The organism is Streptomyces sp. NPDC058000 (assembly GCF_042886435.1).
In the GTDB taxonomy this organism is placed as follows: domain Bacteria; phylum Actinomycetota; class Actinomycetes; order Streptomycetales; family Streptomycetaceae; genus Streptomyces.
Genome location: NZ_JBHVQS010000049.1, coordinates 13,510 through 37,267, shown reverse-complemented (window position 1 = coordinate 37,267; position 23,758 = coordinate 13,510). Strand labels below are relative to the sequence as shown.

General features: G+C 71.4%; 16 protein-coding genes and 1 tRNA gene. 4 read left to right on the top strand and 13 right to left on the bottom strand.

The window, feature by feature from the left end; genetic code table 11:
* Positions 1-48 precede the first annotated feature (48 nt).
* Positions 49-1,923, bottom strand: coding sequence for a translation elongation factor 4 (gene lepA / locus ACFVT2_RS32790; protein ID WP_390023851.1), 1,875 nt, complete (start codon positions 1,921-1,923; stop codon positions 49-51).
* Positions 1,924-2,531: 608 nt separating this feature from the next.
* Between lepA and rpsT the strand changes: the two genes are divergently transcribed.
* Positions 2,532-2,798 (top strand): 30S ribosomal protein S20, encoded by a 267-nt coding sequence (gene rpsT / locus ACFVT2_RS32785; RefSeq protein ID WP_390023850.1) that lies wholly within the window; start codon positions 2,532-2,534, stop codon positions 2,796-2,798.
* 967 nt (positions 2,799-3,765) lie between these two features.
* Here the strand turns inward: rpsT and holA are convergent.
* The gene (gene holA / locus ACFVT2_RS32780) at positions 3,766-4,749 is read right to left on the bottom strand and encodes a DNA polymerase III subunit delta (RefSeq protein WP_390023848.1); all 984 of its coding nucleotides are present in this window, start codon (positions 4,747-4,749) and stop codon (positions 3,766-3,768) included.
* 161 nt (positions 4,750-4,910) lie between these two features.
* On the opposite strand from holA, the gene ACFVT2_RS32775 reads away from it, so the two are divergent.
* Entirely contained in the window at positions 4,911-5,165 is a 255-nt protein-coding gene (locus ACFVT2_RS32775) for a hypothetical protein (protein WP_390023846.1), read from the top strand.
* A 106-nt stretch (positions 5,166-5,271) separates the two neighbouring features.
* On the opposite strand, the gene ACFVT2_RS32770 is transcribed toward ACFVT2_RS32775, so the two are convergent.
* The 8 genes from ACFVT2_RS32770 to ACFVT2_RS32735 all read right to left on the bottom strand — a co-directional run bounded on the left by ACFVT2_RS32770 (position 5,272) and on the right by ACFVT2_RS32735 (position 18,741).
* Positions 5,272-6,045, bottom strand: a complete 774-nt coding sequence (locus tag ACFVT2_RS32770; protein WP_390023844.1) for an arylamine N-acetyltransferase — start codon at positions 6,043-6,045, stop codon at positions 5,272-5,274.
* 136 nt (positions 6,046-6,181) lie between these two features.
* On the bottom strand, positions 6,182-9,097 hold the full coding sequence (locus ACFVT2_RS32765; protein WP_390023842.1) for a ComEC/Rec2 family competence protein: 2,916 nt from the start codon (positions 9,095-9,097) through the stop codon (positions 6,182-6,184).
* A gap of 68 nt (positions 9,098-9,165) precedes the next feature.
* Positions 9,166-9,642: a helix-hairpin-helix domain-containing protein gene (locus ACFVT2_RS32760; protein ID WP_390023891.1), complete on the bottom strand. Its 477-nt coding sequence runs from the start codon at positions 9,640-9,642 to the stop codon at positions 9,166-9,168.
* Between the two features lie 1,164 nt (positions 9,643-10,806).
* Positions 10,807-11,652 (bottom strand): DegV family protein, encoded by an 846-nt coding sequence (locus ACFVT2_RS32755; protein WP_390023840.1) that lies wholly within the window; start codon positions 11,650-11,652, stop codon positions 10,807-10,809.
* A 362-nt stretch (positions 11,653-12,014) separates the two neighbouring features.
* Complete coding sequence (locus tag ACFVT2_RS32750; RefSeq protein ID WP_390023838.1) at positions 12,015-12,836, bottom strand: hypothetical protein; 822 nt, start codon at positions 12,834-12,836, stop codon at positions 12,015-12,017.
* 274 nt (positions 12,837-13,110) lie between these two features.
* On the bottom strand, positions 13,111-16,038 hold the full coding sequence (locus ACFVT2_RS32745; RefSeq protein ID WP_390023836.1) for a leucine--tRNA ligase: 2,928 nt from the start codon (positions 16,036-16,038) through the stop codon (positions 13,111-13,113).
* A 323-nt stretch (positions 16,039-16,361) separates the two neighbouring features.
* Positions 16,362-18,320, bottom strand: coding sequence for a protease pro-enzyme activation domain-containing protein (locus tag ACFVT2_RS32740; protein ID WP_390023834.1), 1,959 nt, complete (start codon positions 18,318-18,320; stop codon positions 16,362-16,364).
* Positions 18,321-18,668: 348 nt separating this feature from the next.
* Positions 18,669-18,741: transfer RNA gene (locus tag ACFVT2_RS32735), tRNA-Ala, on the bottom strand.
* A gap of 165 nt (positions 18,742-18,906) precedes the next feature.
* Between ACFVT2_RS32735 and ACFVT2_RS32730 the strand changes: the two genes are divergently transcribed.
* Positions 18,907-20,322 (top strand): glycosyltransferase 87 family protein, encoded by a 1,416-nt coding sequence (locus tag ACFVT2_RS32730; RefSeq protein ID WP_390023832.1) that lies wholly within the window; start codon positions 18,907-18,909, stop codon positions 20,320-20,322.
* Between the two features lie 262 nt (positions 20,323-20,584).
* On the opposite strand, the gene ACFVT2_RS32725 is transcribed toward ACFVT2_RS32730, so the two are convergent.
* Genes ACFVT2_RS32725 through ACFVT2_RS32715 form a run of 3 tightly spaced genes read right to left on the bottom strand, consistent with a single transcriptional unit; the run spans position 20,585 to position 22,591 of the window.
* On the bottom strand, positions 20,585-20,818 hold the full coding sequence (locus tag ACFVT2_RS32725) for a hypothetical protein (protein WP_147245244.1): 234 nt from the start codon (positions 20,816-20,818) through the stop codon (positions 20,585-20,587).
* A 3-nt stretch (positions 20,819-20,821) separates the two neighbouring features.
* Positions 20,822-20,998 (bottom strand): hypothetical protein, encoded by a 177-nt coding sequence (locus ACFVT2_RS32720; protein WP_390023830.1) that lies wholly within the window; start codon positions 20,996-20,998, stop codon positions 20,822-20,824.
* Positions 20,999-21,055: 57 nt separating this feature from the next.
* Entirely contained in the window at positions 21,056-22,591 is a 1,536-nt protein-coding gene (locus tag ACFVT2_RS32715; protein ID WP_390023828.1) for an MFS transporter, read from the bottom strand.
* Between the two features lie 111 nt (positions 22,592-22,702).
* Between ACFVT2_RS32715 and ACFVT2_RS32710 the strand changes: the two genes are divergently transcribed.
* Positions 22,703-23,665 (top strand): helix-turn-helix transcriptional regulator, encoded by a 963-nt coding sequence (locus ACFVT2_RS32710; RefSeq protein WP_390023826.1) that lies wholly within the window; start codon positions 22,703-22,705, stop codon positions 23,663-23,665.
* Positions 23,666-23,758: the final 93 nt, after the last annotated feature.

Here is a 23,758-nt window from a genome sequence, read left to right as displayed (position 1 = left end):
CGCCGGTCCCGTAGGAACCGGCGCCCCGCGGCGTGCGTTCTGCGTCCGCTACTTCTTCGCCTTGCTCTCGCCGTCGGAGTCCGAGGACAGCACCGCGATGAAGGCGTCCTGCGGGACCTCCACGCTGCCGACCATCTTCATCCGCTTCTTGCCTTCCTTCTGCTTCTCCAGCAGCTTCCGCTTACGGGAGATGTCACCGCCGTAGCACTTGGCGAGGACGTCCTTGCGGATGGCGCGGACCGTCTCGCGGGCGATCACCCGGCTACCGATGGCGGCCTGGATCGGCACCTCGAAGTTCTGCCGCGGGATCAGCTCGCGCAGCTTGGCGACCAGCCGCACGCCGTACGCGTACGCCTTGTCCTTGTGCGTGATCGCGGAGAACGCGTCGACCTTGTCGCCGTGCAGCAGGATGTCGACCTTGACCAGGTCGGAGGTCTGCTCACCGGTCGGCTCGTAGTCCAGCGAGGCGTAGCCGCGGGTCTTGGACTTGAGCTGGTCGAAGAAGTCGAAGACGACCTCGGCGAGCGGCAGGGTGTAGCGGATCTCGACCCGGTCCTCGGAGAGGTAGTCCATGCCCATCAGCGAACCGCGGCGGGTCTGGCAGAGCTCCATGATCGCGCCGATGAACTCACTGGGCGACAGGATCGTGGCCCGGACGACCGGCTCGTGCACCACGTCGATCTTGCCGGTCGGGAACTCGCTGGGGTTGGTGACGGTGTGCTCGGTGCCGTCCTCCATCTCCACGCGGTAGACCACGTTGGGCGCGGTCGCGATCAGATCGAGGCCGAACTCGCGCTCCAGGCGCTCCCGGATGACCTCCAGGTGCAGCAGGCCCAGGAAGCCGACGCGGAAACCGAAGCCCAGGGCCGCCGAGGTCTCCGGTTCGTAGACCAGCGCGGCATCGTTGAGCTGGAGCTTGTCCAGCGCTTCGCGCAGCTCGGGGTAGTCCGAACCGTCGAGCGGGTACAGCCCCGAGAACACCATCGGCTTGGGGTCCTTGTAGCCCCCGAGGGGCACCACCGCACCCTTGGTGAGCTGGGTGATCGTGTCACCCACCTTGGACTGCCGAACGTCCTTCACCCCGGTGATCAGATAGCCCACCTCGCCGACGGACAGCCCGTCGGCCGCCTTCATCTCCGGCGAGTTCGTGCCGATCTCCAGCAGCTCGTGCGCGGCGCCGGTGGACATCATCTTGATGCGCTCGCGCTTGCTGAGCGTGCCGTCGACGACCTTCACGTACGTCACGACACCGCGGTACGCGTCGTAGACCGAGTCGAAGATCATCGCGCGGGCGGGGGCGTCCTTGACGCCGACCGGGGCCGGCACCTCGCGGACGACCTTGTTCAGCAGCTCGGGCACGCCGACGCCTGTCTTGGCGGAGACCCTCAGGACGTCCTCGGGCTCGCAGCCGACCAGGTTCGCCAGCTCGGCGGCGAACTTCTCGGGCTGCGCGGCCGGCAGGTCGATCTTGTTGAGGACGGGGATGATCGTGAGGTCGTTCTCCATCGCCAGGTAGAGGTTGGCGAGGGTCTGGGCCTCGATGCCCTGGGCGGCGTCGACGAGGAGGACGCAACCCTCGCACGCGGCCAGGGAGCGGGACACCTCGTAGGTGAAGTCGACGTGACCCGGGGTGTCGATCATGTTCAGGATGTGGGTGGTCCCACTTCCCTCTTCACCCTCGGACGGCGCCCAGGGCAGCCGGACCGCCTGGGACTTGATCGTGATGCCGCGCTCGCGCTCGATGTCCATGCGGTCGAGGTACTGCGCGCGCATCTGCCGCTGGTCGACGACACCGGTGAGCTGGAGCATCCGGTCGGCGAGCGTCGACTTGCCGTGGTCGATGTGCGCGATGATGCAGAAGTTACGGAGGAGCGCCGGATCGGTACGGCTCGGCTCCGGCACGTTCGTAGGGGTCGCGGGCACGCAGGGTCCATTCAGTGAACGCGGGTAGGCGGGACTCGGTCTTGTGATGTCTCCCCATCGTCCCATGAGCGCCGGGGGTGAGGCGGTTCGGGCGTCCGGGGCGGGGTCAGCGTCGAGGCCGGGGCCGGGTTGGATCGGGCCGGGTCGGGGTCCGGTGGGGCGGCGGGTCCGGGGTGGGGTGGGGGGACTCACGGTGCTGGCGGAACGGAGCGGTCATCCGGGCGGGTGCGGGCGGTGCGGCCCCGTGGCCTCCGGGCCGGACGGCGGCGCGGACCTCGCGCCGGGCGGCGGTGCGCCCCTGGGGCCGGGCGGCATGAGCCCCTGGCCTGCCTGTATGAGCCCTGGGCCGGGCGGCTGTCGCGCTTGAGTCGGGCGGTGCGGCCCTCTGCCCGGGCGGTGCAGCCCTCTGCCTAGGAGGTGCAGCCCTTCTGCGCGGGCGGCGCGATCGTCTGTACGGGCGGTGCGGTCGCAGGTGCGCGGCCCGGGCCGGGATCGAGGCCCGGTTTGGGAGCCCGTAAACCCTCCTGGTAGCCTGACCCACTGCGCTTCGTGCCCTCTCTAGCGCGCGGCGCAACTCGAAATTCCAACGAACCTGAAAAGGCTCTTTCGTGGCGAACATCAAGTCCCAGATGAAGCGGATCAAGACCAACGAGAAGGCTCGTCAGCGCAACAAGGCTGCCAAGTCCTCCCTGAAGACCGCGATCCGTCGCACCCGTGAGGCCATCGAGGCCGGTGACCTGGAGAAGGCCACCGCCGCGCAGGCCCTGGCGTCCCAGAAGCTCGACAAGGCCGTCAGCAAGGGTGTTCTGCACAAGAACAACGCCGCCAACAAGAAGTCGGCGCTGGCCAAGAAGGTCGCCTCTCTCAAGGGCTGACCCTTTGCCTGACCGCGCCTGACGCGGTCACCCTGCCGTCCAGGGACCCAGCGGCCCCTCTCTCCGCTCCCTGTCGGTGCACCACCGCGCCGCACACGGCCTGCGTTCGCCACGCGGGTGCGGCGCACCCGGCTCCTTCGCGGTACTCAACCCGCCGAGCAGCCATCCAAACTGGATACGAAGAACCCCGTCACCGCCCTTTTCCGGGCGGGGCGGGGTTCTTCGTTGGGCGTGGGGCCTTGCACCGGGCGGCGATTGCCGAACACTCCGAGCCGGATCCGGCACCGGAGTCCTCCACTCCTCTGCCGCCACATCCACTACCGGGGACCAGAACTATCCCTTGTCCGGGCCACAGCCTCCCGCCTGCGGCCCGGCTCCTGCACCGCGGCCCCCGGTGCCCTTCCACGGAATCGCTACGCCCAGCCGGGCCCGCGGGTCCCCACCGGGCGCCCCGCCAGTACCAGACCAGGGGCCGGGCGGTTACGACTGCCGGGCACACCAGGCACCCCCGGCATACCAGTGCGCACCAGGGTGTACCGGTCGACCTGGTCCAGCTACGCGACGAGCAGCAGCCGCGTGAAGCCGCCGGCCCCTCCTAGATCGCCACCATGCTGAATCCAGCGCGAAGAAAACCTTTAAAGCGGCTACGGGCTGAGGATGAGGCGGCGACCTGCGGCGATGAGGGTGGGGAGGCATGGGGGACGAGGGGAAGGGGGGAAGGGATGATCTGTGGGGTGAGGCCGCAGGGCGGCCGAGCCTGGGCGCGCGTGTTGTGCGTGCGCGTGCACGCGGTGAGGCACTGGGCGACGCTCGGGCGGCGGGCGGCGGGCGGCGGGCGGCGGGCGGCGGGCGGCGGGATGGTGCCGCGCGCTACCCCGCAGCTCCCACACCGCCTCGGCCTCTGCCGCGGCTTCTTCCTCGCCCCCTACCGCGTTGCCTGTACCGCGTGTCTCTACCGCACGCGTCTCTACCGCGAGCGGGCCGCCCGCGCGATCGTCACCACGGCCTTCTCCAGGGCGTATTCGGGATCGTCCCCACCGCCCTTCACCCCCGCATCGGCCTCGGCCACCGCACGTAGCGCCGTGGCGACACCGTCCGCCGACCACCCGCGCATCTGCTGCCGGACCCGGTCGATCTTCCAGGGCGGCATCCCCAGATCGCGGGCGAGGTCGCCGGGGCGGGCGCCGCGCGGGGCGGAGGCGAGCTTGCCGATGGCCCGGACGCCCTGCGCCAGCGCACTGGTGATCATCACGGGGGCAACACCGGTCGCGATCGCCCAGCGCAGTGCCTCCAGCGCCTCGGCGGCCCGACCCTCGACTGCCCGGTCGGCGACGGTGAAGCTCGACGCCTCGGCCCGGCCGGTGTAGTAGCGCGCGACGACGGCGTCATCGATCGTGCCCTCGACATCGGCGACCAACTGCGAGCAAGCCGAGGCCAACTCACGAAGATCACTACCGATGGCGTCCACCAGTGCCTGGCAGGCTTCCGGCGTGGCGGAGCGGCCGGTAGCCCGGAACTCGCCACGGACGAAGGCGAGCCGGTCGGCCGGCTTGGTCATCTTGGGACAGGCCACTTCGCGCGCCCCGACCTTACGGGCCGCGTCCAGCAGTCCCTTGCCCTTGGCTGCGCCGGCGTGCAGCAGCACCAGGGTGATCTCCTCGGCTGGCGAACCGAGGTACGCCTTGACGTCCTTGATGGTGTCCGCGGACAGGTCCTGGGAAGCGCGCACCACCACGACCTTGCGCTCGGCAAAGAGCGAGGGACTGGTGAGCTCGGCGAGGGTGCCGGGCTGGAGCTGATCGGGAGCGAGGTCCCGCACATCCGTGTCCGCGTCAGCCGCCCGGGCAGCGGCCACCACCTGCTGCACCGCGCGATCGAGCAGCAGTTCCTCCTGCCCCACCGCGATCGTGACGGGGGCGAGCGGATCGTCGTTAGCTGTCTTCCTGGCCATCGCGTCCCAGCATCCCACGCCCCACTGACAAACCCGCCCGCCCCAAGATCAACCAGCCCGATCGCCTCGGCGGAGCGAGGGCGTGAGCGGGCTTGGCCGCGGCCGGAGCCAGGGCTCGTCCGGCGAAGCCTCGCCGCCGACCGCTACCCGACAATGGACCGGTGAACGACACCCACCACAGCCGCCACGTACTCGTCCTCCCCGACCGCGACGCCGCCGAAGAGGTGGCCGAGGCTCTGACCGAACGCTTCGGCGTCACCGAGGAACCCCAGCTGGTACGGGACGCCCTGGCCGGCGAGGACGACGCCGAGGACGCGCAGTGGCTGGTCGTGGTCGAGGACCCCGACGCCGCCTACGACCCCGCTCGCCTGCACGCCCTCGCCACGGAATACGAAGGCTGGCTCGAGACCGAGTAGCCCTCCTCCCCTTCCCCCTCCCCCGCCCCACCCCCACCTCCCGCCGCCGCGCCCACCCTCGCTCAGTCGCTCAGTCGCTCACTCACGCACTCACGCACTCACGCACTCACGCACTCACCAGGATCGGCTCCCGGGCCAGCGTGATGCCGAAGTGGGTGCGGTACGCCTGCAGGACCTCGTCCGCGTCCAACTCGCGCTCCTCCCGAGTGCCATCCGCACCGGTGATCACCAACGCGCGCCCGGACAGCGTGACCCGACCGGTCTCCGTGAGCTGTGAACAGACCAGCGACCGCCTGAAATGCGACAGGGGCGACGTGCGCTGCCACCAGCACCCCACCTCGAAGTCGGACAGCTCGCGCGGTCGTTGTTCCAGGCGGTACTGCGGTTGCCCGTCCCGGTAGACGTCGAGGTCGCCCTCCGGCGTCTCCGCTATCCGGAAAACACCCCCGGGATCGTTCTGGTCCGCGGCGCTGTCGAACCGCAACGGATAGTGGCTGCCCCGCCCGAAGCCGACGTCCGTGAGCCAGGGTCCCGTGGGCGTGTGCACCCGCAGCGCGAGATGGTCATACGGAACCCCCAGTCCCTCGGGCCCGAACACCCGCGCCGACAGCAACTCGACCTCGTAACCCAGTGCTCTGAGCAGTGCCGCGAAGGCGCCGTTGAGCTCGTAACAGAACCCACCTCGACCGGCGCCGACGACCTTGTCCAACAGCGGCTGCTCCGCCAGCACGATCTCCTCACCCAGATGAATGGCGAGGTTCTCGAACGGCACGGCCCGCAGATGGCTCAGTTGCAGCGCACGCAACGCCTCCGCGTCAGGGACGGTCGGTCGGTCAGCGGATATTCGCCTGAGGTAGGCATCGGCAGCGACATCGTCCATCAGATGTTCTTCCTCTCCATGTGTCGCACAGCCCTCCACCTTTCGCGTCGCACGGCTCTCCACCTCTCGCGCAGCTCTGCACGTGCCGCTCGAATTCCCAGCCTGCCGCACACTTCTCTGTGAGCTGCACGGATCTTCATATTCGGTGGGACTCAAAAGGGCTGCCGTACCGACCACTGCCCCGGCCTCTACGCCGCCGCTCACCGAGCCGCCCGCCGAGCCGCCCGCTGGACGACCGGCCCCGGGACGACCGGCCTCTGGACCGGCGTCCGCCAACCACCGCGGAGAGCCTGCCGGGAGTGCCGACGACCGCGATGGCGCCGTCGATGTCCGTACGCAGCACCAGCGTGCCGCCGGCCCGCAGCGCCGCAATGGTGCGAGGCGCGGGATGTCCGTACGGATTTTCGGAGCCGCAAGAGATCAGGGCCATCCGGGGCATCAGACGGTGTATCAACTCCGGGTCCTGATAGGCAGAGCCGTGATGCGCAACCTTCAGGACGTCAACGGCCGCCAGCTCCGGATGGGCGCTCAACAATTCCTGTTGAGCCGGCGGTTCAAGATCACCAAGCAGCAGGACGGTCAGCCCACCCGTCCGAACGAGCAGGGTGACGCTGGCGTCGTTGGGCCCGGAGAACTCACCGTCACCGGCCGCCAATACCGGCATCGACGGGTCCAACCGGGACTGCTGCCGTTGCATCGCATCTCCCCCTGGCGGTGCTTCCGCCTGTGGCGTCAGCGGGGAGGTGACCGGCCAGAGGACTTCCCACGTGAGGGGACCCAGGTGACGCCGCTCCCCCGGTACGGCGCGGAGGACGGGGACCCCGGCACCCGCCGCCACTCGCCGTACGAACTTCGCCTGTCCATCCGGCGCTTGGAGCGTCGTGGTCTCGATCGCACCGACCGAACGGCCACGCAACACTCCGGGCAGGCCGTCCACATGGTCGGCGTGAAAATGCGTCAGGAGAAGAAGCGGAATCCGGTGGACGCCCAGTCCGGTCAGGCAGCGGTCGATGGCCCGGGGCTCGGGCCCGGTGTCCACCACCAGCGCCGTACCGTCACCGGCCGCCAGCACTAATCCGTCCCCCTGACCCACATCGCAGGCCACGACCCGCCAGTCCGGCGGCGGCCAGCCCGTCAGTACACGGGTCAGCGGCGCGGGCCGGCACACCGCCAGCACCAGGGCCAACGCGCACAGCACACCCAGCCAGCGACGGCGCAACGCCCGGCGGCCGACCGCCAGCAGCACCACGGTGGCGACGGCGAGCAGCAGCCCGCCCTCCCAGCCGCCGGGCCAACCGACCTCCGCACCCGGCAGCTCCGCCCCCGTACGGGCGACACCGGCGATCCACTCGGCCGGCCAACCCGCGCACCACGCCAGCGCCTTGGCGACCGGCAGGGCGGCGGGGGCAATGGCGAGCGCCGCGAAGCCCAGGATCGTCGCCGGAGCCACCGCCAGTTCGGCGAGCAGGTTGCAGGGCACACCGACCAGCCCCACCCGCGCCGCGAGCACCGCGACGACGGGTGCGCAGACCGCCTGGGCGGCGGCCGCGGCGGCGATCACCTCGGCGAGCCGTGGCGGCATCCGGCGACGTTGCAGGGCAGCGCTCCAGCGCGGAGCGAGTAGCAGCAACGCGCCGGTCGCCAGGACGGACAGCAGGAAGCCGTATCTCCGGGCGAGCCAGGGGTCGTAGAGGACCAGCAGCAGCACGGCGGCGGCGAGCGCGGGGAGCAGCGAGCGGCGGCGCCCGGTGCCGATGGCGAGCAACGTGATCAGTCCGCAGGCGGCGGCCCGCAACACGCTCGGGTCCGGGCGACACACGACGACGAAGCCGAGCGCGAGCGCCGCACCGGCCAGGGCGGTACCGCGCAGCGAAAGCCCCAGATGCCGTGCCAATCCCCGACGTTCGGCCTGGCCGGCGAGGTGCGGTGGGCCGATCAGCAGGGCGAGCACGATGGTCAGATTGCTCCCGGAGACGGCGAGCAGATGCGTCAGGTCGGTGGCGCTGAAGGCGTCGTCGAGATCCGGCGGCACCCGCGAGGTGTCGCCCACGACGAGGCCGGGCAGTAGCGCACGCGCGTCCGGACTCAGCCCGTCGGTCGCCTCGCGCAGTCCGGCACGCAGGCTGCCGGCCAGTCGCTGGAGGGCGGATGGCGGCCCGACCTCGGTCGGCGGCCCGTCGGCGGTGACCCGCAGCACCGCGGCCATCCGGTCCGCCGCCAGCAGCGGCGGGGCGGCACGCGCCACGACCCGGATACGGGTCGACGGCAGCAGCCCCCGCCACTCCGGCGACAGCCCGCCCCGACCCCCGTCTGCCCGCCGCCCCGACCCCGCTCCCTTCGCATCACCCACATCACCTGCATCGCTCTCACTACCCTCATCACCTGCCTCTTTCGCACCCGAGGCTCTGCGCTGCTGCACGACGGCCAGCACAGGGGTGCGGACGGCGGTGGCCGTGCCGTCCGGCGCTGCAACGCGGACGGCGTCGGCGGTGAACACCAGTGCCGGCGGCGTCCGTTGTGAGCCGCGTACCTTGGGCCGGGTCATCCGGGGATCGTCGGTCACCTCCAGGTCCACCGTGAGCTGGGCATACCGCTGAGCCCAGAAGGGCAGCGGCCCGCGCCGTACGTCCGCGGCGTGCAACGCGGCGGACGCGGCCCCTGCCGCTGCACAGAGCAACACCGCCGCCAGCGCCACGAGAGCCCCCGCGGACCGGCCGCGTACCAAGCCTCGACCCCACGCGAACCGGCCGCCGTCCCCCAACGCGAGCGCCCGGGCCCGCCACAGCGCGAGTACCGCAACCGCCCCGGCCACCGCACAGCCGACGGCCACCGCGCTACCGGGCGCGCCCAGGGCGACCGCTGCCGCCACCCATGCCGCCAGCGCAGGCCCGACCAGCCGCAGGTCAGCGGGACCCTCCTGATGCGCCTCCGCCGCGCCGTACGACGAGCCTCCCTGATGGCCGTCCAGGTATGCCCCCACCGCACCGGATGACGAGCCCTCCCGCCCCTCGCCCGCGGCGCATCCCGTCGCCCCACCGTCCGCCGAGGCCATGGCTCCACGGGCCACAGCTCCACAGGTCACAGCCCCACGAGCAGAGGTCTCATCCTCCCGAGCCGACGTCATGGCGCCACCAAGGGGCGCAGGTCGGCGAGCCGACGCTCACCGATTCCGGTCACCTTCCGAAGTTGGTCCACCGAGGTGAACCCGCCGTGCTGGGTGCGGAATTCGACGATGTGGCGGGCCAGGACCGGGCCCACGCCAGGCAGGGCATCGAGCTGCTGCTCCGTCGCCGTACTGAGACTCAGCGGCCCGCTCATCAGGCCCGGCACCCCGCTGCCCGCACCACCTCCCGCACCTGCCGCACCACCGGCCCCGGTCTGCCCACCACTGCCCGCGCCACCCGCGGCGCCGGTGCCTTCCTCACCGACCACGATTTGTTCACCGTCGGTCAGCAGCCGCGCGCGGTTCAAGCCGCGGAGGTCCGCCCCACGCAACACCCCGCCCGCCGCCTCCAAGGCATCGGTCACCCGAGAACCCGCAGGCAGCCGGTGAATCCCAGGTCGACGGACCTTCCCCGTAACGTCCACGACCACCATCCGGCCCGCGCCACCCGGTGGTCCACCCGCCGCCAAGCCTTGGGGCGAGGCGTGCGCCGACGACCACGGCGGGGCCGGCGAGCGGGCGCCGGGGCCGGGCGCCACAACCGTCCGCTCGGCATCCGGCGCACGCACCGGCTCCGGACGTGCCACCCAGAAGTGCTGGACGGCGAACCCCACGGCCACGACCAGCACCAGGGCCAACGCGGCCAACGCCTTCGGGTCCGTGCCGCACCGTAACTGCAGCCATAACGGCAGCCGTTCACGCACCGCCGGCCACCAACGCCCCGGCCGGCGGGCATACGACGGATCGTGTTCGCGCGGCGGCGGACCACGGTGCGCATACGACGGTTTGTCCCCCGCATCGAACGGACCGCGACCGCCGCTCAGGCCACGCGAAGCCCTCGAAGCCCTCGAAGCCCTCAGAACTCTCGAAGCGCTCGGAGCAACTGGACCGCCCACACCGCCACCACCCGGGCCCACCCCGTCCGCGGAGCCCCCATCCGCGTCACCCCCGTCCGCACCGAGCCCCTCCACGCCAAGCCCGTGCGCGTCCGGTCCAGCACCCGGATCGCTGCCCCTCTCCGAACCGACGCCTCTCCCCCCGCCGGCGCCCCTCCCCACATCGGCAGCTCTCCCCGCGCCGGAACCTCTCTCCGCCCCCGTATACGCCCCCGCACCACCCTTCGGATCGGTACCGAAGATCACCGCGGCTCGGGCCCGCATCCGCTCGCGTTTCCACTCCCGCACTCGCTCCCGCTCCCGCCTCCCCCATCGCCCGGACGGCACGACGGAGGTCGAGGAACCAGCGGACGGGAAAGTCGGTCCGGCCGATGACTCCGGCGCGGAAACGGACACCGATACTGACGTTGCATCCGGCAAGAAAGCCGTTCGAAAAGTGCTCATAGCCCTCGACGGTAAGCACCTCGCGCGGATCCCGCCGATCTGCGTCAAATCCCGTGGATAAGTGGGGAGTTGTGGATAACTCCGTCACTCACACGGACACCCTGGGCCGGCAGCCGCCACAGGCCAAACACCCGCCACACAGGTGTCACGCAGGGATCACATCCACACCCACGACGCCGCGACATTCAGGACGCCGGCGATGTCCAGGACACCCACGACATCCAAGGCGCCCAGGTGCCCAAGGCGCCCAAGACGCCCTCACCGCGGCGAGACCACGGCCCCCAGCAACCCCGGCCCCGTATGCGCGCCGATCACCGCACCGACCTCGCTCACGAGCAACTCGTTCAACCCCGGCACCCGCTCCCGGAGCCGCTGGGCCAGCGCCTCCGCCCGCTCCGCCGCCGCGAGATGGTGGACCGCGATGTCGACCTGGCCCGCCCCCGCCCGCTCCGCGGCGATCTCCTCCAGGCGTGCGATGGCCTTGGAGGCCGTGCGGACCTTCTCCAGCAGTTCGATGCGTCCGTCGGCGAGTTGGAGGATCGGCTTCACCGCGAGCGCCGAGCCGAGCAGCGCCTGCGCCGCGCCGATCCGGCCGCCGCGCCGCAGGTAGTCGAGGGTGTCGACGTAGAAGTAGGCGGAGGTGCCCGACGCGCGCTTCTCCGCGGCGGCCACCGCGTCGTCCACATCCCCGCCGGCCTCCACCGCCTCCGCAGCGGCGAGGGCGCAGAACCCGAGGGCCATCGCGACCATCCCGGTGTCCACGACCCGTACCGGCACCGGGGCGTCCTTCGCCGCCAGCACCGCCGCGTCGTAGGTGCCGGAGAACTCCGACGAGAGGTGAAGAGAAACGATGCCGCTCGCCCCGGCCGCCGCGATGGCGCGATAGGTGTCCGCGAACACGGCGGGGCTCGGCCGCGAAGTCGTCACGGACCGACGCTTCTGGAGCGCCTGCGCGACGGATCTCGCGGAGATCTCGGTGCCCTCTTCGAGGGCCTGGTCCCCCAGGACGACGGTCAGCGGTACGGCCGTGATGCGGTGACGTTCGACAGCGGTCCGCGGCAGGTAGGCCGTGGAATCGGTGACGATCGCGACATGGCGGGACATGACTGGGAGGTTATCCGGGGACACAGACGGCCGACAGTGCGGGCCCCTCCCCAGGATCTTCCGGGTTTCACCAAGGCTATGCCAAGTCCGCCCAGGTCACGGCCCATCGACGAGCAGCAGGACCTAACAGGGGGCGCGTACGCACGGCGGCTGGCTGGCTAACAGAGGCCGCCGGCCGCGGGCGCGGGCCCGGAGGCTTGCCCGCGAGGCTTCCCTCCCGGACACAGTCGCTCTCGGGGGCTCCCCCACGCCCACCCCGCCCACACCCCGCACCTCCAGGGACCCCAGAACCTGAGAGCCCACGAGCTACAAGCCCCACCCCAGGAACCCCACAGCCAACCAGGCACCGCAGAGCCGCAGCCCTACCCCGCTGTTCCGCCGCTGCCTTCCGCTCGGCGGGACGTCTCCCGTTCCGGGGTCTTCTCCCACGGGTACGTCGGCTGGGCACGCGGATCCCGGGCGGTGATCGCCGGGGCCTCGTCCTCCGCCGACCCCCAGGAATACCCCTTGTCCCCACGGCCCGAACCAGCACCAGCACCGCCCGCCAACCCGGCATCCGCACCCGACCGGGAACCGGAACCAGCCCCGCCCCCGGACGACCCCCCATCCGTACCCTGCTGCCGTTCCCATCCCGCCGCGTCGTCCGTCCAGTGCCGCAGGGCCCCCGCCTCCATGTCGATCTGGTCGCTCAGGGCGGCCAGGTCGTCGTCGGCGAACTTGCGGGCCCGGTCGCGGGCGGCCCAGCGCAGCGACTCCGCGGAGTGCGTGATCCGCTCCAGGCGCTCCCGGAGCTCGGGGAGGTGGGCCGTGACGGTGGCCTTGTTGGGCTCGCGTTCCACTCGGCGGAGGTCGTCGTCGAGCTCACGGCCGTGCGCGCTGAGCCGTTCGAAGAGGCGGACCGCCTCGGCGAGTGAGGCGTCGTCGGAGGAGGCGGAACGCAGGATCTCCTGGGTGGCCCGCATGGACGTGCGCAGCGAGAGCCGCAGTTGCGCCAGTTCGCCGGCGGCTCCGGGCTGGGTGAACTGCCGGGCCCGCAGGGTGGTGTCCTCGACCGTCCGCCGGGCCTGGGCGACCTTGCGGTCCACGCCGCGCTTGGCCGCCTGGGCCGCCTTGACCGTGAGGAACACCCCGGCGACCACGAACAGCACGAAGAGCAACCCGAAGATGGCAACGGCAACTTCCATGGGCACTCCCCAGAGGTGTCGACGGCGCCGGTTCTACGCCGGCGCCCGTACCTCCACGGTAAACGCGTCGGGCAGGTCACGGGTTCCAAACGAACCCCCAACCTGCCCGTAGGGGAAACCACCTATACGCGTGCGGAACACCAGCCCCACGCACCGACCCGGCCCACAAAGGACCAGGTCAGGCGCGATCCTGGCGAATTCCGGCGGCCAGCTCGGCCGCCGCGTGGGCCGGGTGCGGGGTCACCGCCGCCCGGCCCACGCGTCGCTGCCCGGCTCACGCCGGAACGATGTTCACCAGCTTCGGCGCCCGGACGATCACCTTCCGGATGCCCGCGCCACCCAGCGCCGCGACCACCGCCGGCTCGGCCAGCGCGACCGCTTCCAGGTCCGCGTCGGAGATCGCCGGCGCGACCTCCAGCCGGGCCTTGACCTTGCCCTTGATCTGGACGACGCAGGTCACCGTCTCATCGACGACGTACGCCGGATCGGCCACCGGGAAGTCCACGTGGACCACCGAGTCGGTGTGGCCCAGCTTGCGCCACAGCTCCTCGGCGATGTGCGGGGCCAGCGGGGCGACCAGCCGCACCAGCTGCTCCGCCACGGTGCGCGACACCGGGCCACCCACCTTGGTCAGGTGGTTGTTCAGCTCGGTGATCTTGGCGATGGCGGTGTTGAAGCGCAGGTTCGCCATGTCCTGGGTGACGCCGTCGATCGCCTTGTGCAGGGCCCGCAGAGTGGCCTCGTCCGGCTCGGCGTCGACGACGGTGACCGCACCGGTCGCCTCGTCCACCACGTTGCGCCACAGCCGCTGCAGCAGGCGGTACTGGCCGACGACGGCCCGGGTGTCCCAGGGCCGGGAGACGTCCAGCGGCCCCATCGCCATCTCGTACAGGCGCAGGGTGTCCGCGCCGTACTCGACGCAGATCTCGTCCGGCGTGACGGCGTTCTTCAGGGACTTGCCCATCTTGCCCAGCAGCCGGGAGACCTTGCCGCCCTCGTAGTAGAAGACGCCGCCGTCGTGCTCCTCGACCTCCGCCGCCGGGACGGCGATGCCGCGGGTGTCCCGGTAGACGTACGCCTGGATCATGCCCTGGTTGTACAGCTTGTGGAACGGCTCGACGGACGAGACGTGCCCCAGGTCGTGCAGCACCTTGGACCAGAAGCGGGCGTACAGCAGGTGCAGCACGGCGTGCTCGGCGCCGCCCACGTACAGGTCGACACCGCCATGCGGCTGCCCCTCGGCCGGGCCCATCCAGTACTGCTCGACGGCCGGGTCGACCAGCGCGTCGTCGTTGTTCGGGTCCAGGTAGCGCAGCTCGTACCAGCACGAACCGGCCCAGTTGGGCATGGTGTTGGTCTCGCGCCGGTAGCGCTGCACCCCGCGGCCGTCGCCCAGGTCCAGCTCGACGTTGACCCAGTCCTCATTACGGGACAGCGGGGTCTCGGGCTGGGTGTCGGCGTCGTCCGGGTCGAAGGTGCGCGGCGAGTAGTCCTCGACCTCGGGCAGTTCCAGCGGCAGCATCGACTCGGGCAGCGGGTGCGCCACGCCGTCCTCGTCGTAGACGATCGGGAAGGGCTCGCCCCAGTAGCGCTGACGGCTGAACAGCCAGTCGCGCAGCCGGTAGTTGACGGTGCCCTCGCCGATGCCGTTGGCGGCCAGCCACTCGGTGATCTCCGCCTTGGCCTCGGGCACGCCCAGACCGTCCAGCGAGAGGGACTCACCGGCGGAGTTGACCAGCTTCGCGTCGTACGAGGCGAACGCGTCGTCCCAGGTGGCGGCGTCGGTGCCGCGGCCGTCGGTGGGCTCGACCACGCAGCGCAGGGGCAGCTCGAAGGCGCGGGCGAAGGCGAAGTCGCGACTGTCGTGGGCCGGGACGGCCATGATCGCGCCGGTGCCGTAGCCCATCAGGACGTAGTCGGCGATGAAGACCGGGACCTGCTCGCCGCTGACCGGGTTGGTGGCGAAGACGCCCGTGAAGACACCGGTCTTGTCCTTGGCCTCGGCCTGCCGCTCGACGTCCGACTTGGCGGCGGCCTGCTTGCGGTAGGCGGCGACGGCCTCGGCGGGGGTGGCGTGCCCACCGGTCCACACCTCGTGGGTGCCCTCGGGCCAGGCGTCGGGAACGATGGAGCCGGTGCCGTTGTCGGCGCCGGCGATCAGCGGGTGCTCGGGGGCCAGGACCATGTAGGTCGCGCCGAACAGGGTGTCCTGGCGGGTGGTGAAGACCGTGATCTTGTCGGAGTCGCCGACCGGGAAGTCGACCCGGGCGCCCTCGGAGCGGCCGATCCAGTTGCGCTGCTGCAGCTTGATGGCCTCCGGCCAGTCCAGCGCGTCCAGGTCGCGCAGCAGCCGGTCCGCGTAGGCGGTGATGCGCATGTTCCACTGGCGCAGCTTGGCCTTGAAGACCGGGTAGTTCCCGCGCTCGGAGCGGCCCTCGGCGGTGACCTCCTCATTGGCCAGCACCGTGCCCAGTCCGGGGCACCAGTTGACCGGGGCCTCCGAGGCGTATGCCAGGCGGTACTGGCCCAGGACGTCGGCCCGCTCGGTGCCGGACAGCTCGGCCCAGGACCGCCCGTCGGGGGTGGGCCGGGTGCCGGCCTCGAACTGGGCGACCAGGGTGTCGATCGGCCGCGCCTTGTCCGCCTCCGGGTCGTACCAGGAGTTGAAGATCTGCAGGAAGATCCACTGGGTCCACTTGTAGTACGCCGGGTCGATGGTCTCGATCGAGCGGCGCTGGTCGTGGCCCAGGCCCAGGCGGCGCAGCTGGCGCCGCATGTTGACGATGTTGGCCTCGGTGGAGACCCGCGGGTGGGTGCCGGTCTGCACGGCGTACTGCTCGGCGGGCAGGCCGAACGCGTCGAAGCCCAGGGTGTGCAGGACGTTGTGGCCCGTCATGCGGTGGTAGCGGGCGTAGACGTCGGTGGCGATGAAGCCCAGGGGGTGGCCGACGTGCAGTCCCGCACCCGAGGGGTAGGGGAACATGTCCATGATGAACTTCTTGGGGCGGGCCGCCAGTCCGGCGTCGCCGGCCAGATCGCCCCGCGGGTTCGGGGCCTCGTAGGTCCCCTCCGCCTCCCAGAAGTCCTGCCAGCGTGCCTCGATGTCCGCGGCCAGCACGGCCGTATAGCGGTGCGGCGCTGCCACCTCGGAGGGGGCACCTCCCGCGCTTCCAGCAGCGGGGGAGTTAGTCGTCTCGCTCATCGTCCTCAAAGCTCCATCGATCGTCTCTGCCTGCGGCTGCTGCGGACACGGCTCCTGCGGAAACAAAAATGCCCCTCTCGCAGGAGGGGAAGCCGCGCCGATGCCGACCCGGGCGGCCACAGCGAAGGGCCCGGTCGGGACTGATCAGCGCGGCCCGCTAAGCAGAAGGCGTACGGCACACATGGCGCCAGGGTACCCCAGGGCACCCAGGGCCCGCGCCCGGGATTCCCCCGGGCACGGGCCCCGCCGCGTTACACCCGCCGTCCTACCGCCACGCCCGTGAGGTCACGGGTCTGCGGGGAGGGAGGTGCGGCACCCCTGCGTCAGGGGCGGTAGGAGTTCACGTAGCCGGCCCCCGGGGTGCCGACGCCGGTGACGTCGTCGTAGCCGACGGTGGCGTGCAGCGAGCTGTCCTTGCCCAGGCTGCGCAGCGACGTGATGGTGCCCTTGCTGGCGTCGATGCCGTTGGCGAAGTCCACCCGGACGACCGCCAGGTCACGGCCGGCACCCAGCGGGTGGTCGGTCACGTCGTGCAGGGCGGAGGTGCCGTAACGCTGGTAGATGGCCGGGTTGGCGAATCCGATGGCGATGCCGTGCCGGGCCTGCTGGGCCAGCGCCTGGACGCCCGCGATCACCGGCGCGGCCAGGGAAGTGCCGCCGATGCGGTACTCCTCGTAGCCGAGCTTGCCGTTGGGCAGGGTCTGGGTCTGGCCGACCAGGAAGCCGGTGTTGGGGTCGGCGACGGCCGCGATGTCCGGAACGGTGCGCATGGCGCCGCCACCGTTGGCCTTGGCCAGCGCGTCCGGGACGACGCCGCGCTGGTAGAAGGGCTGCGCGACGGACTTACTGGTGCCGCCGCCCGCGCCGCCGTTGAAGGCACCGGGGAAGCCGGTCCAGTCGTTGCCGTCCTTGGAGAGCACCGCCTTCTGGGTGCCCCAGCCGGTCTCCCACTGGTAGCTGTTGCCCTTGCCGACGGCCAGGGAGGTGCCACCGACCGCGGTCACCCACGCGGAGTTGGCGGGGGTGTCCACCTGCTTGGTGCCGGTGTTGGCGACCTCGTCACCGTTGTCGCCGGAGGAGAAGTAGAAGCCGATGCCCTCTACGGCGCCCCGCTGGAAGAGCTGGTCGTAGGCGGCGGCAGTGTCAGGGGTCTCGTTGGCCTCGACGTCGCCCCAGGAGTTGGAGACGATGTCGGCGAGCCGCCCGTCGACGACCTTGCCGAGCGAGTCCAGCAGGTCGTCGTCGTTGCAGGAGGCGGCGCCGACGTAGACGATGTCCGCGGCGGGGGCGACCGCGTGCACGGCCTCGACGTCGAGGGTCTCCTCGCCGTACCAGCCGGCCGCCTTGCAGTCGTCGATGTGCGTGTAGTCCTTCGGCAGGACCTGCGACAGCTGACCCTTGCGGTAACGGGAGTCACCGTTGCGGGCGGCGTAGGTGTCCGCGTCCTTGGCGATGGTCGGCGAGGCGTAGGCGTCGGTGATCGCGACGGTGACGCCCTTACCGTTCCAGTTCTTCGCCCCGTAGGCGGCGCGCAGCTGCTTACCGGTGTAGCCCTTGATCGCGTACGGCGCCTTGCCCCCGTAGGCCGAGGGCAGGTTCTCGTTGGTCCGCGAGCCGTAGTAGGTGGAGAACGGCCCGGAGTTGCGGAAGACCGGGGACGGCGGCGGCAGTTCGGCGGAGTGGTGCCGGGCCAGCCGGGGCGCGTTGTCCAGGCCGGTGACCGTCAGGACCGCGTCGGAGACGGACGCGGGCGCGGAGGCGGTGGTCGACGGCGCGTGGTAGGTGTGACCGCTCTTGCGGTAGTTGTGCAGGCCGGTGGCGAAGGCCCGCTGGGCGGCGGCCGCATCGCCGGTGACCGTCACATAGCGGTCGGTGGTGCCGGTGACCGTCAGGCCGGCCTTCTTCAGCCAGGCGGTCACCCTGGCTATCTGGTCCTGCGTGGCGCCGTAGCGGGCCTGCACCTGGGTCGGGCTCAGGTACTTCCCGTACGTGCCGGAGTGCGGGTCGGAGACTGCCTTGGCGTAGTCCGCGAGGCCCTTGGCGTCGCGGCCGGCCAGGTAGACCCGGGCATTGACCTCGGTGGCGCCGGCGGTGGCACCCTGGTCGGCCTGGTCGGTGGCCCACCGCGGCTTGGTGCCCTGCAGCGCGTGCCGGCCCCCGTCGTGGCCCGCGGCGTCGGCGGCCGGTGCACCGAGCGCGAGCGCTCCGGCGACCAGCGGCAGCGCCGCTGCCCAGGCCAGACCGACGCGGACGCGCGGTGATCTGGTGCGGCTTGCTCTCATGTAACCCCCTGCTGTGGCGATGCGGTGCGCTGCGTGGTGACGCCGCGCCGGTGCGCCGGTGCGCGCCACCTCCATCAGCGGTGAATGCGTCGGATGTGACGCTCACGCGATTCGCCACTCTTTCGGTGAACCGTTCATGTCAGGGTTATGCGATCACCAAGAAGAGACCAAAGAACGGCAACGATCGGGCAGAATCGGTCACAGAAACGACGCCCAACTCGCCACACCGGTCACGTTGTTGACCGAATATCAGGGCAACCCCTGAAGATCCCCGCACCGCGGACCCGACCGTCCCCGCACGCACGACAGAGAGGGTCGTCCGTGACGGACGACCCTCTCTGCCTTCTGTGGAGCTAAGGAGAATTGAACTCCTGACCTCCTGCATGCCATGCAGGCGCTCTACCAACTGAGCTATAGCCCCAGGTCTTGTCTCCGCTGCGGTTCCCTTTCGGCTCCCCGCTGCGGCATCGCCTACATTACACGGACCCCCCGGGCTTCTGCCAAATCGTTCTCTCACAGGCCCTCCGACGGGACGCGAGGTACTGTCGGCGAGCCGTGCCCGATTCGTCCTGGGGAGCCGTACGCCGTGACTGCGCTGGATCCGGACCAGCCCACCGAGCCTCGCGGATCACGCCCCCGCGCGGGCGTGATCCGCCGCCACCCGGTGCTCGCCGCGGCGCTGGCCTGCCTGGCCTCCTTCGCCGCCCTCTGGGTCGCACAGCGGCTGGCGCACGTCTCGATGGTGGACCTCATGGTCTACCGCGCAGAGGGCCAGACCGCCCGGGACGGCAAGGACCTCTACGACATGGTGGCCACCTCCGCACGGCTGCCCAACACCTATCCGCCCTTCGCCGCGCTGCTGTTCGTCCCGCTCACCTTCTTCGGCGTCCCGGTGATGCGCACCCTGGCCACGGCCGGGAACCTCGTGTTGCTCGTCGCCGTCGTCCACCTCTCCCTCCGCCTGGTCGGCCGGCCCCGGCGGCTCCCCCCGCTCGCCGCGACGCTGGCACTCTCCGCGCCACTGGTGTGGTGCGAACCGGTCTGGACGACGCTGCGCTACGGACAGATCAACCTCCTGCTCGCCGTACTGGTGCTGTGGGACCTGACCCGCAGGGACACCAATCGCTGGGCCGGCATCGGCATCGGCATCGCGGCCGGAATCAAGCTGACCCCGGCACTGTTCGCCGTCTTCCTCGCCCTGGCCGGCACGGTCCGCGCCGTCCGGCAACTGCGCTCCGGCGCGGGGTGGCGCGCCGCCTGGAACCCCTGGCTGCGGCAGGCCGCCGTCGCCACCGGCACGTTCTGCGCCACCGCCCTCCTCTCCGCGGTCGTGCTGCCGCGCGACTCACACCGCTTCTGGACCGAGATCGTCTTCGCCGCCGACCGGGTCGGCGAGGTGGAGATCACCGCGAACCAGTCGCTGCGGGGCGCCCTGGCCCGGCTGCTGCACACCCACGACCCCGGCGCCGCCTGGCTCGTCCTGGCCACGCTGGCGGCCGCCGCCGGGCTGGCGCTGGCCGCCGGGGCGCTGCTGCGCGGCGAGCGCGCCTGGGCCGTCCTGACCTGCGCGGCCACCGCCCTGCTGATCAGCCCGATCTCCTGGTCGCACCACTGGGTGTGGGGCGTCCCGATGCTGATCCTGTTGGGCTCCGAGGCGCTGCGGCACTCGGGCACCACGGCCCGCCGCTGGTGGATGGTGACCGGCGCGATGGGGCTGCTGTTCTGCTCGTTCGCACTGTGGTGGGTGCCACACCGCTGGCACCAGCACGAGGAACTCCACCAGAACGCCGGCCAGATGCTGCTCTCCGCGGTCTACCCGCTGGCCGGGCTCACCCTGCTGGTGCTGACCGCGGTCCGGCTCCGGCGACCGGCGGACGCCACCGCGATATCCGAACCGACGATGTCGTCCAGTGCCAGGGCCAGGGCCACGTCCGAGTCCGGGCCGGATTCCGCATCCGGGTCCGCTTCCCCGTCCGGTCCTGCCGAGCCCCCCGGCCCGTGACCGTCCCCGCCACCGCTCGTGTGCTGCCGATCGTCGTCATGTCCGCCCCCGTCGTGCCGCCTTCTTCGTCACGCTGCCGCGGTCCCGCGGCCGGCCGAGTCGGCAGCGGGTTCCGATGCGTGAACGCCTCGCCGCTCCGCGGGAGTTCCGAACCATCGGAAACGATCGGAACTGTTCGCGCTCGCACAACACGGGCCGGAAAATGATTGCTTGGTGACGTTCGGGGCCATCCCGGCCCTGCCCGCCCGGCGCACGCCCTCACTCAGGCCGTGGCGAAGGAATAGAACCGTTTCAGCGTGCAGTGCTCTTCCAGCAGCCGGCCGTAGATCGGCTCCCCGTCGAGCTCGCGGTAGGTCTCGATGGGGTCGCCCTTTATGACCAGGGCGCGCGCACATTCCTCGCACCAGTACTGGTAATCGGCGTTGACCGGCTCCATGTCGCGGACGATCGGCGTACCGCTGCCGCACCAGTCGCACTTCCTGCTGTGGGCGCCCATCCATCAGCTCCAACTGCGGCCGCAGGCCGTACAGACGAAGGAAACACCGCCGTTGTCGCCCAGCACCTGTGCGACATGGGAGGAGCCGCACGAGGGGCACTGGAGAGTCACGTCCGCGGCAGCGCATGCGGCGGCGGGGCCGAGCAGGTCGTCGACCTGCCCAAGGATGCTCGTGGGCATCGTGATCTCTCCTCCCCTGGCGGCGCCGTCCGATTCTGCCACGGACCGCCCACCGGGTCAGGTCCGCCTACGGAGCACCCCGACCAGCCCGCCGAGCGCCGCCACGCCGCTCAGCGCGAGAACGCTCCCCCACAGCGCCCGCGACGCCCCACCCGGCCCCTCAGCCGCCAGTCGGTTCAGGAAGAGCGTCCCGAAAAGCGAGGTTCCGAGCAGGAGTCCGACCTGGTTCACGGTCACCACCAGCCCGCTCGCGTCCGCCGCGTCCTCCGTACGAACGGACGCCAACGCGGCGGCCAGATTGGCACTGTGGGCGAAGCCGAACCCGGCGCCCAGCACGGTATAGGCCACGAACACCCACCCCCCGCCGTCCCCGCCGCCCTTGAGCGCCAACCCGATCCCGAGCAGCGCCACACAGATCAGCACGAACCCGCACGGGACCAGCAGCGGGTGCACCCGCTGCGGCAACCGCCGCCACCACAGCCCCACCACCCCGTAGGCCAACGCCGTCGGCACGAAGGTCAGCCCGGTGCGCAGCGCGCTGTAGTGGAGCGCGTTCTGGAAGTACAGCGTCAGCGCGAACATGTAGCCCGCGTTGACGGCCATCACCACGGCGATCCGCACCACCTTCACCGGCATCCCCGGCGCACCCGCCACCCGGGGCGCGATCAGCGGCGCCCCGCCCCTCCGGGCCCGGGCCGCCTCGTATGCCGCGAACGCCACCAACAGGAGCCCGCCGCCGCCCAGCGACCACCAGGACCACTGTGGCCACCCGGTCTCCTGGCCGAGCACCAGCGGGACCGTCACCAGGCCCAACGCGCCGGCCAGCAGCACCAGTCCGGGCAGGTCCAGCCCGCGCGCCGCACCGGACGGCCGGTCCCGGGGGATCAGTCGCGGCCCGGCCGCCAACAGCAGCGCGCCGATCGGCACGTTCACCAGGAACACCGGCCGCCAGCCCGCGCCGAAGAGGTCGGCGCTGACCAACACCCCACCGGCGATCTGCCCGCTGACCGCCCCCACCGCCAGCACCCCGGTGTACGCCCCGATGGCCCGGGTCCGCGCGGCGCCTGTGAACGTCCGCTGGATCAGCCCCAGCACCTGCGGGAGCATCACCGCGGCGCCGGCCCCCTGGACGACCCGGAACGCGATCAGCTGTCCGGCGTCCGCGGCCAGTCCGCAGGCCAGCGAGGCGCCCGTGAAGACCGCGAGTCCGGCCAGGAACGTCCGCCGCGGGCCCAGCAGTTCGCCGAGCCGGGCCCCGGTGATGAGCAGCACCGCGTACGCGATGGTGTAGCCGGCGATGACGAGTTGCAGCGCGGCCCCCGAGGCGTGCAGTCCGACGCCGATCGAGGGGGCGGCGACATTGACGATGAAGGCGTCCAGCAGCGCCATGAACTGCCCGGCGAGGACGATCACCAACACCCGTGTCGAGCCGCTGGACCGGCCGTCGGCGATGCCACTGTCAGTGCCGGAGTCTTTAATGGCAGGTGGAGTTGACGCGGTGTCGGCACGCGGAGGTCGCGCCCCCGGGGAGAGGACCCGGGTGCGGCGCCGGGTGCGGTCGCCGGTGGCGTCCGCGGTCAGGTTGTCGGTCATGACAGGGAGCCTGACCGCGGACGGATACCGGTAACGAGTGCCCGTCGATGCTGGTACCGACAGCACCTGGCAGGCCCCCCGGCCTGCCCCGACGATGGGGGTGTGAGCGGCATGACGACCTCAGTCCGAGCGGACCGGCGGCGACGGCCCGAGCTGGCCGCCTTCCTGCGCAGCCGGCGCGCCCGGGTGACACCGCGGGACGTGGGCATGCCGCCCGGGCTGCGACGCCGCACACCCGGCCTGCGCCGCGAGGAGGTCGCCCAGCTCTCCGGCGTCGGGGTGACCTGGTACACCTGGTTGGAGCAGGGCCGCCCGATCAACGCCAGCGGCCACGTGCTGGACGCGGTCGCCCGTACGCTCCGGCTGGACGACGCCGAGCGGGAGCACCTCTACCACCTCGCCGAGGTTCCGTACGTGCCCGCCAGGGAGGCGGACGCGCAGTCCGTCGGCCCGGAGGTGCGCGGCATCATCGACGCCCTGGTACCGCTGCCCGCGGTGGTCTACAACGCCCGTTACGACGTCCTCGCGTCCAACTCCGCCTACCAAGGCGTCTTCCCCACCATCGCGCTCGCCCGCGGCCCGGCCCGCAACATCCTGTGGCAGCTGTTCACGATGCCCCCGTGCTGCTGCACGATCCGCAACCGCGACGAGGAGTTCCCGGCGCTGGTGGCCCAACTCCGCGGCGCCTACGGGCGGCACGTCGGCGAGCCCGCCTGGGAGACCCTGATCGCCCGGCTCTCACGGGCCAGTGCGGAGTTCGCCCGCCTGTGGGCGGCCGGGGACGTCGCCCCGCACGGCAACCGCACGAAGGTGATCCAGCACGCCTCGGTCGGCGAGATACGACTGCTCTCCACGTCGCTGGCGGTGGGCGGGGTCCCCGAGACCCGGATCGTGGTCTACACCCCGGCCGACGAGGAGAGCCACCGGCTGACGGCGGTGCTGCGCACGGTCCATGACCCGCTCATCGGCTGCCCCGAGCATCTGCGGCCCGCCTCCGAGGCCAGCGCGGACCTGGAGCGGAGGTGGGAGCGCAGCGGCACCGCGCCCGCAGAGCAGCGCTCCATAACGGAGTGACGTGGCCCATAGGTCCGCCGGCGGCGGGCCGCCTCCCGGCGCGGTGTCAGGCCCACCTGCCTGCGACAGCCCCCGCCGTGACGCAACACCCGG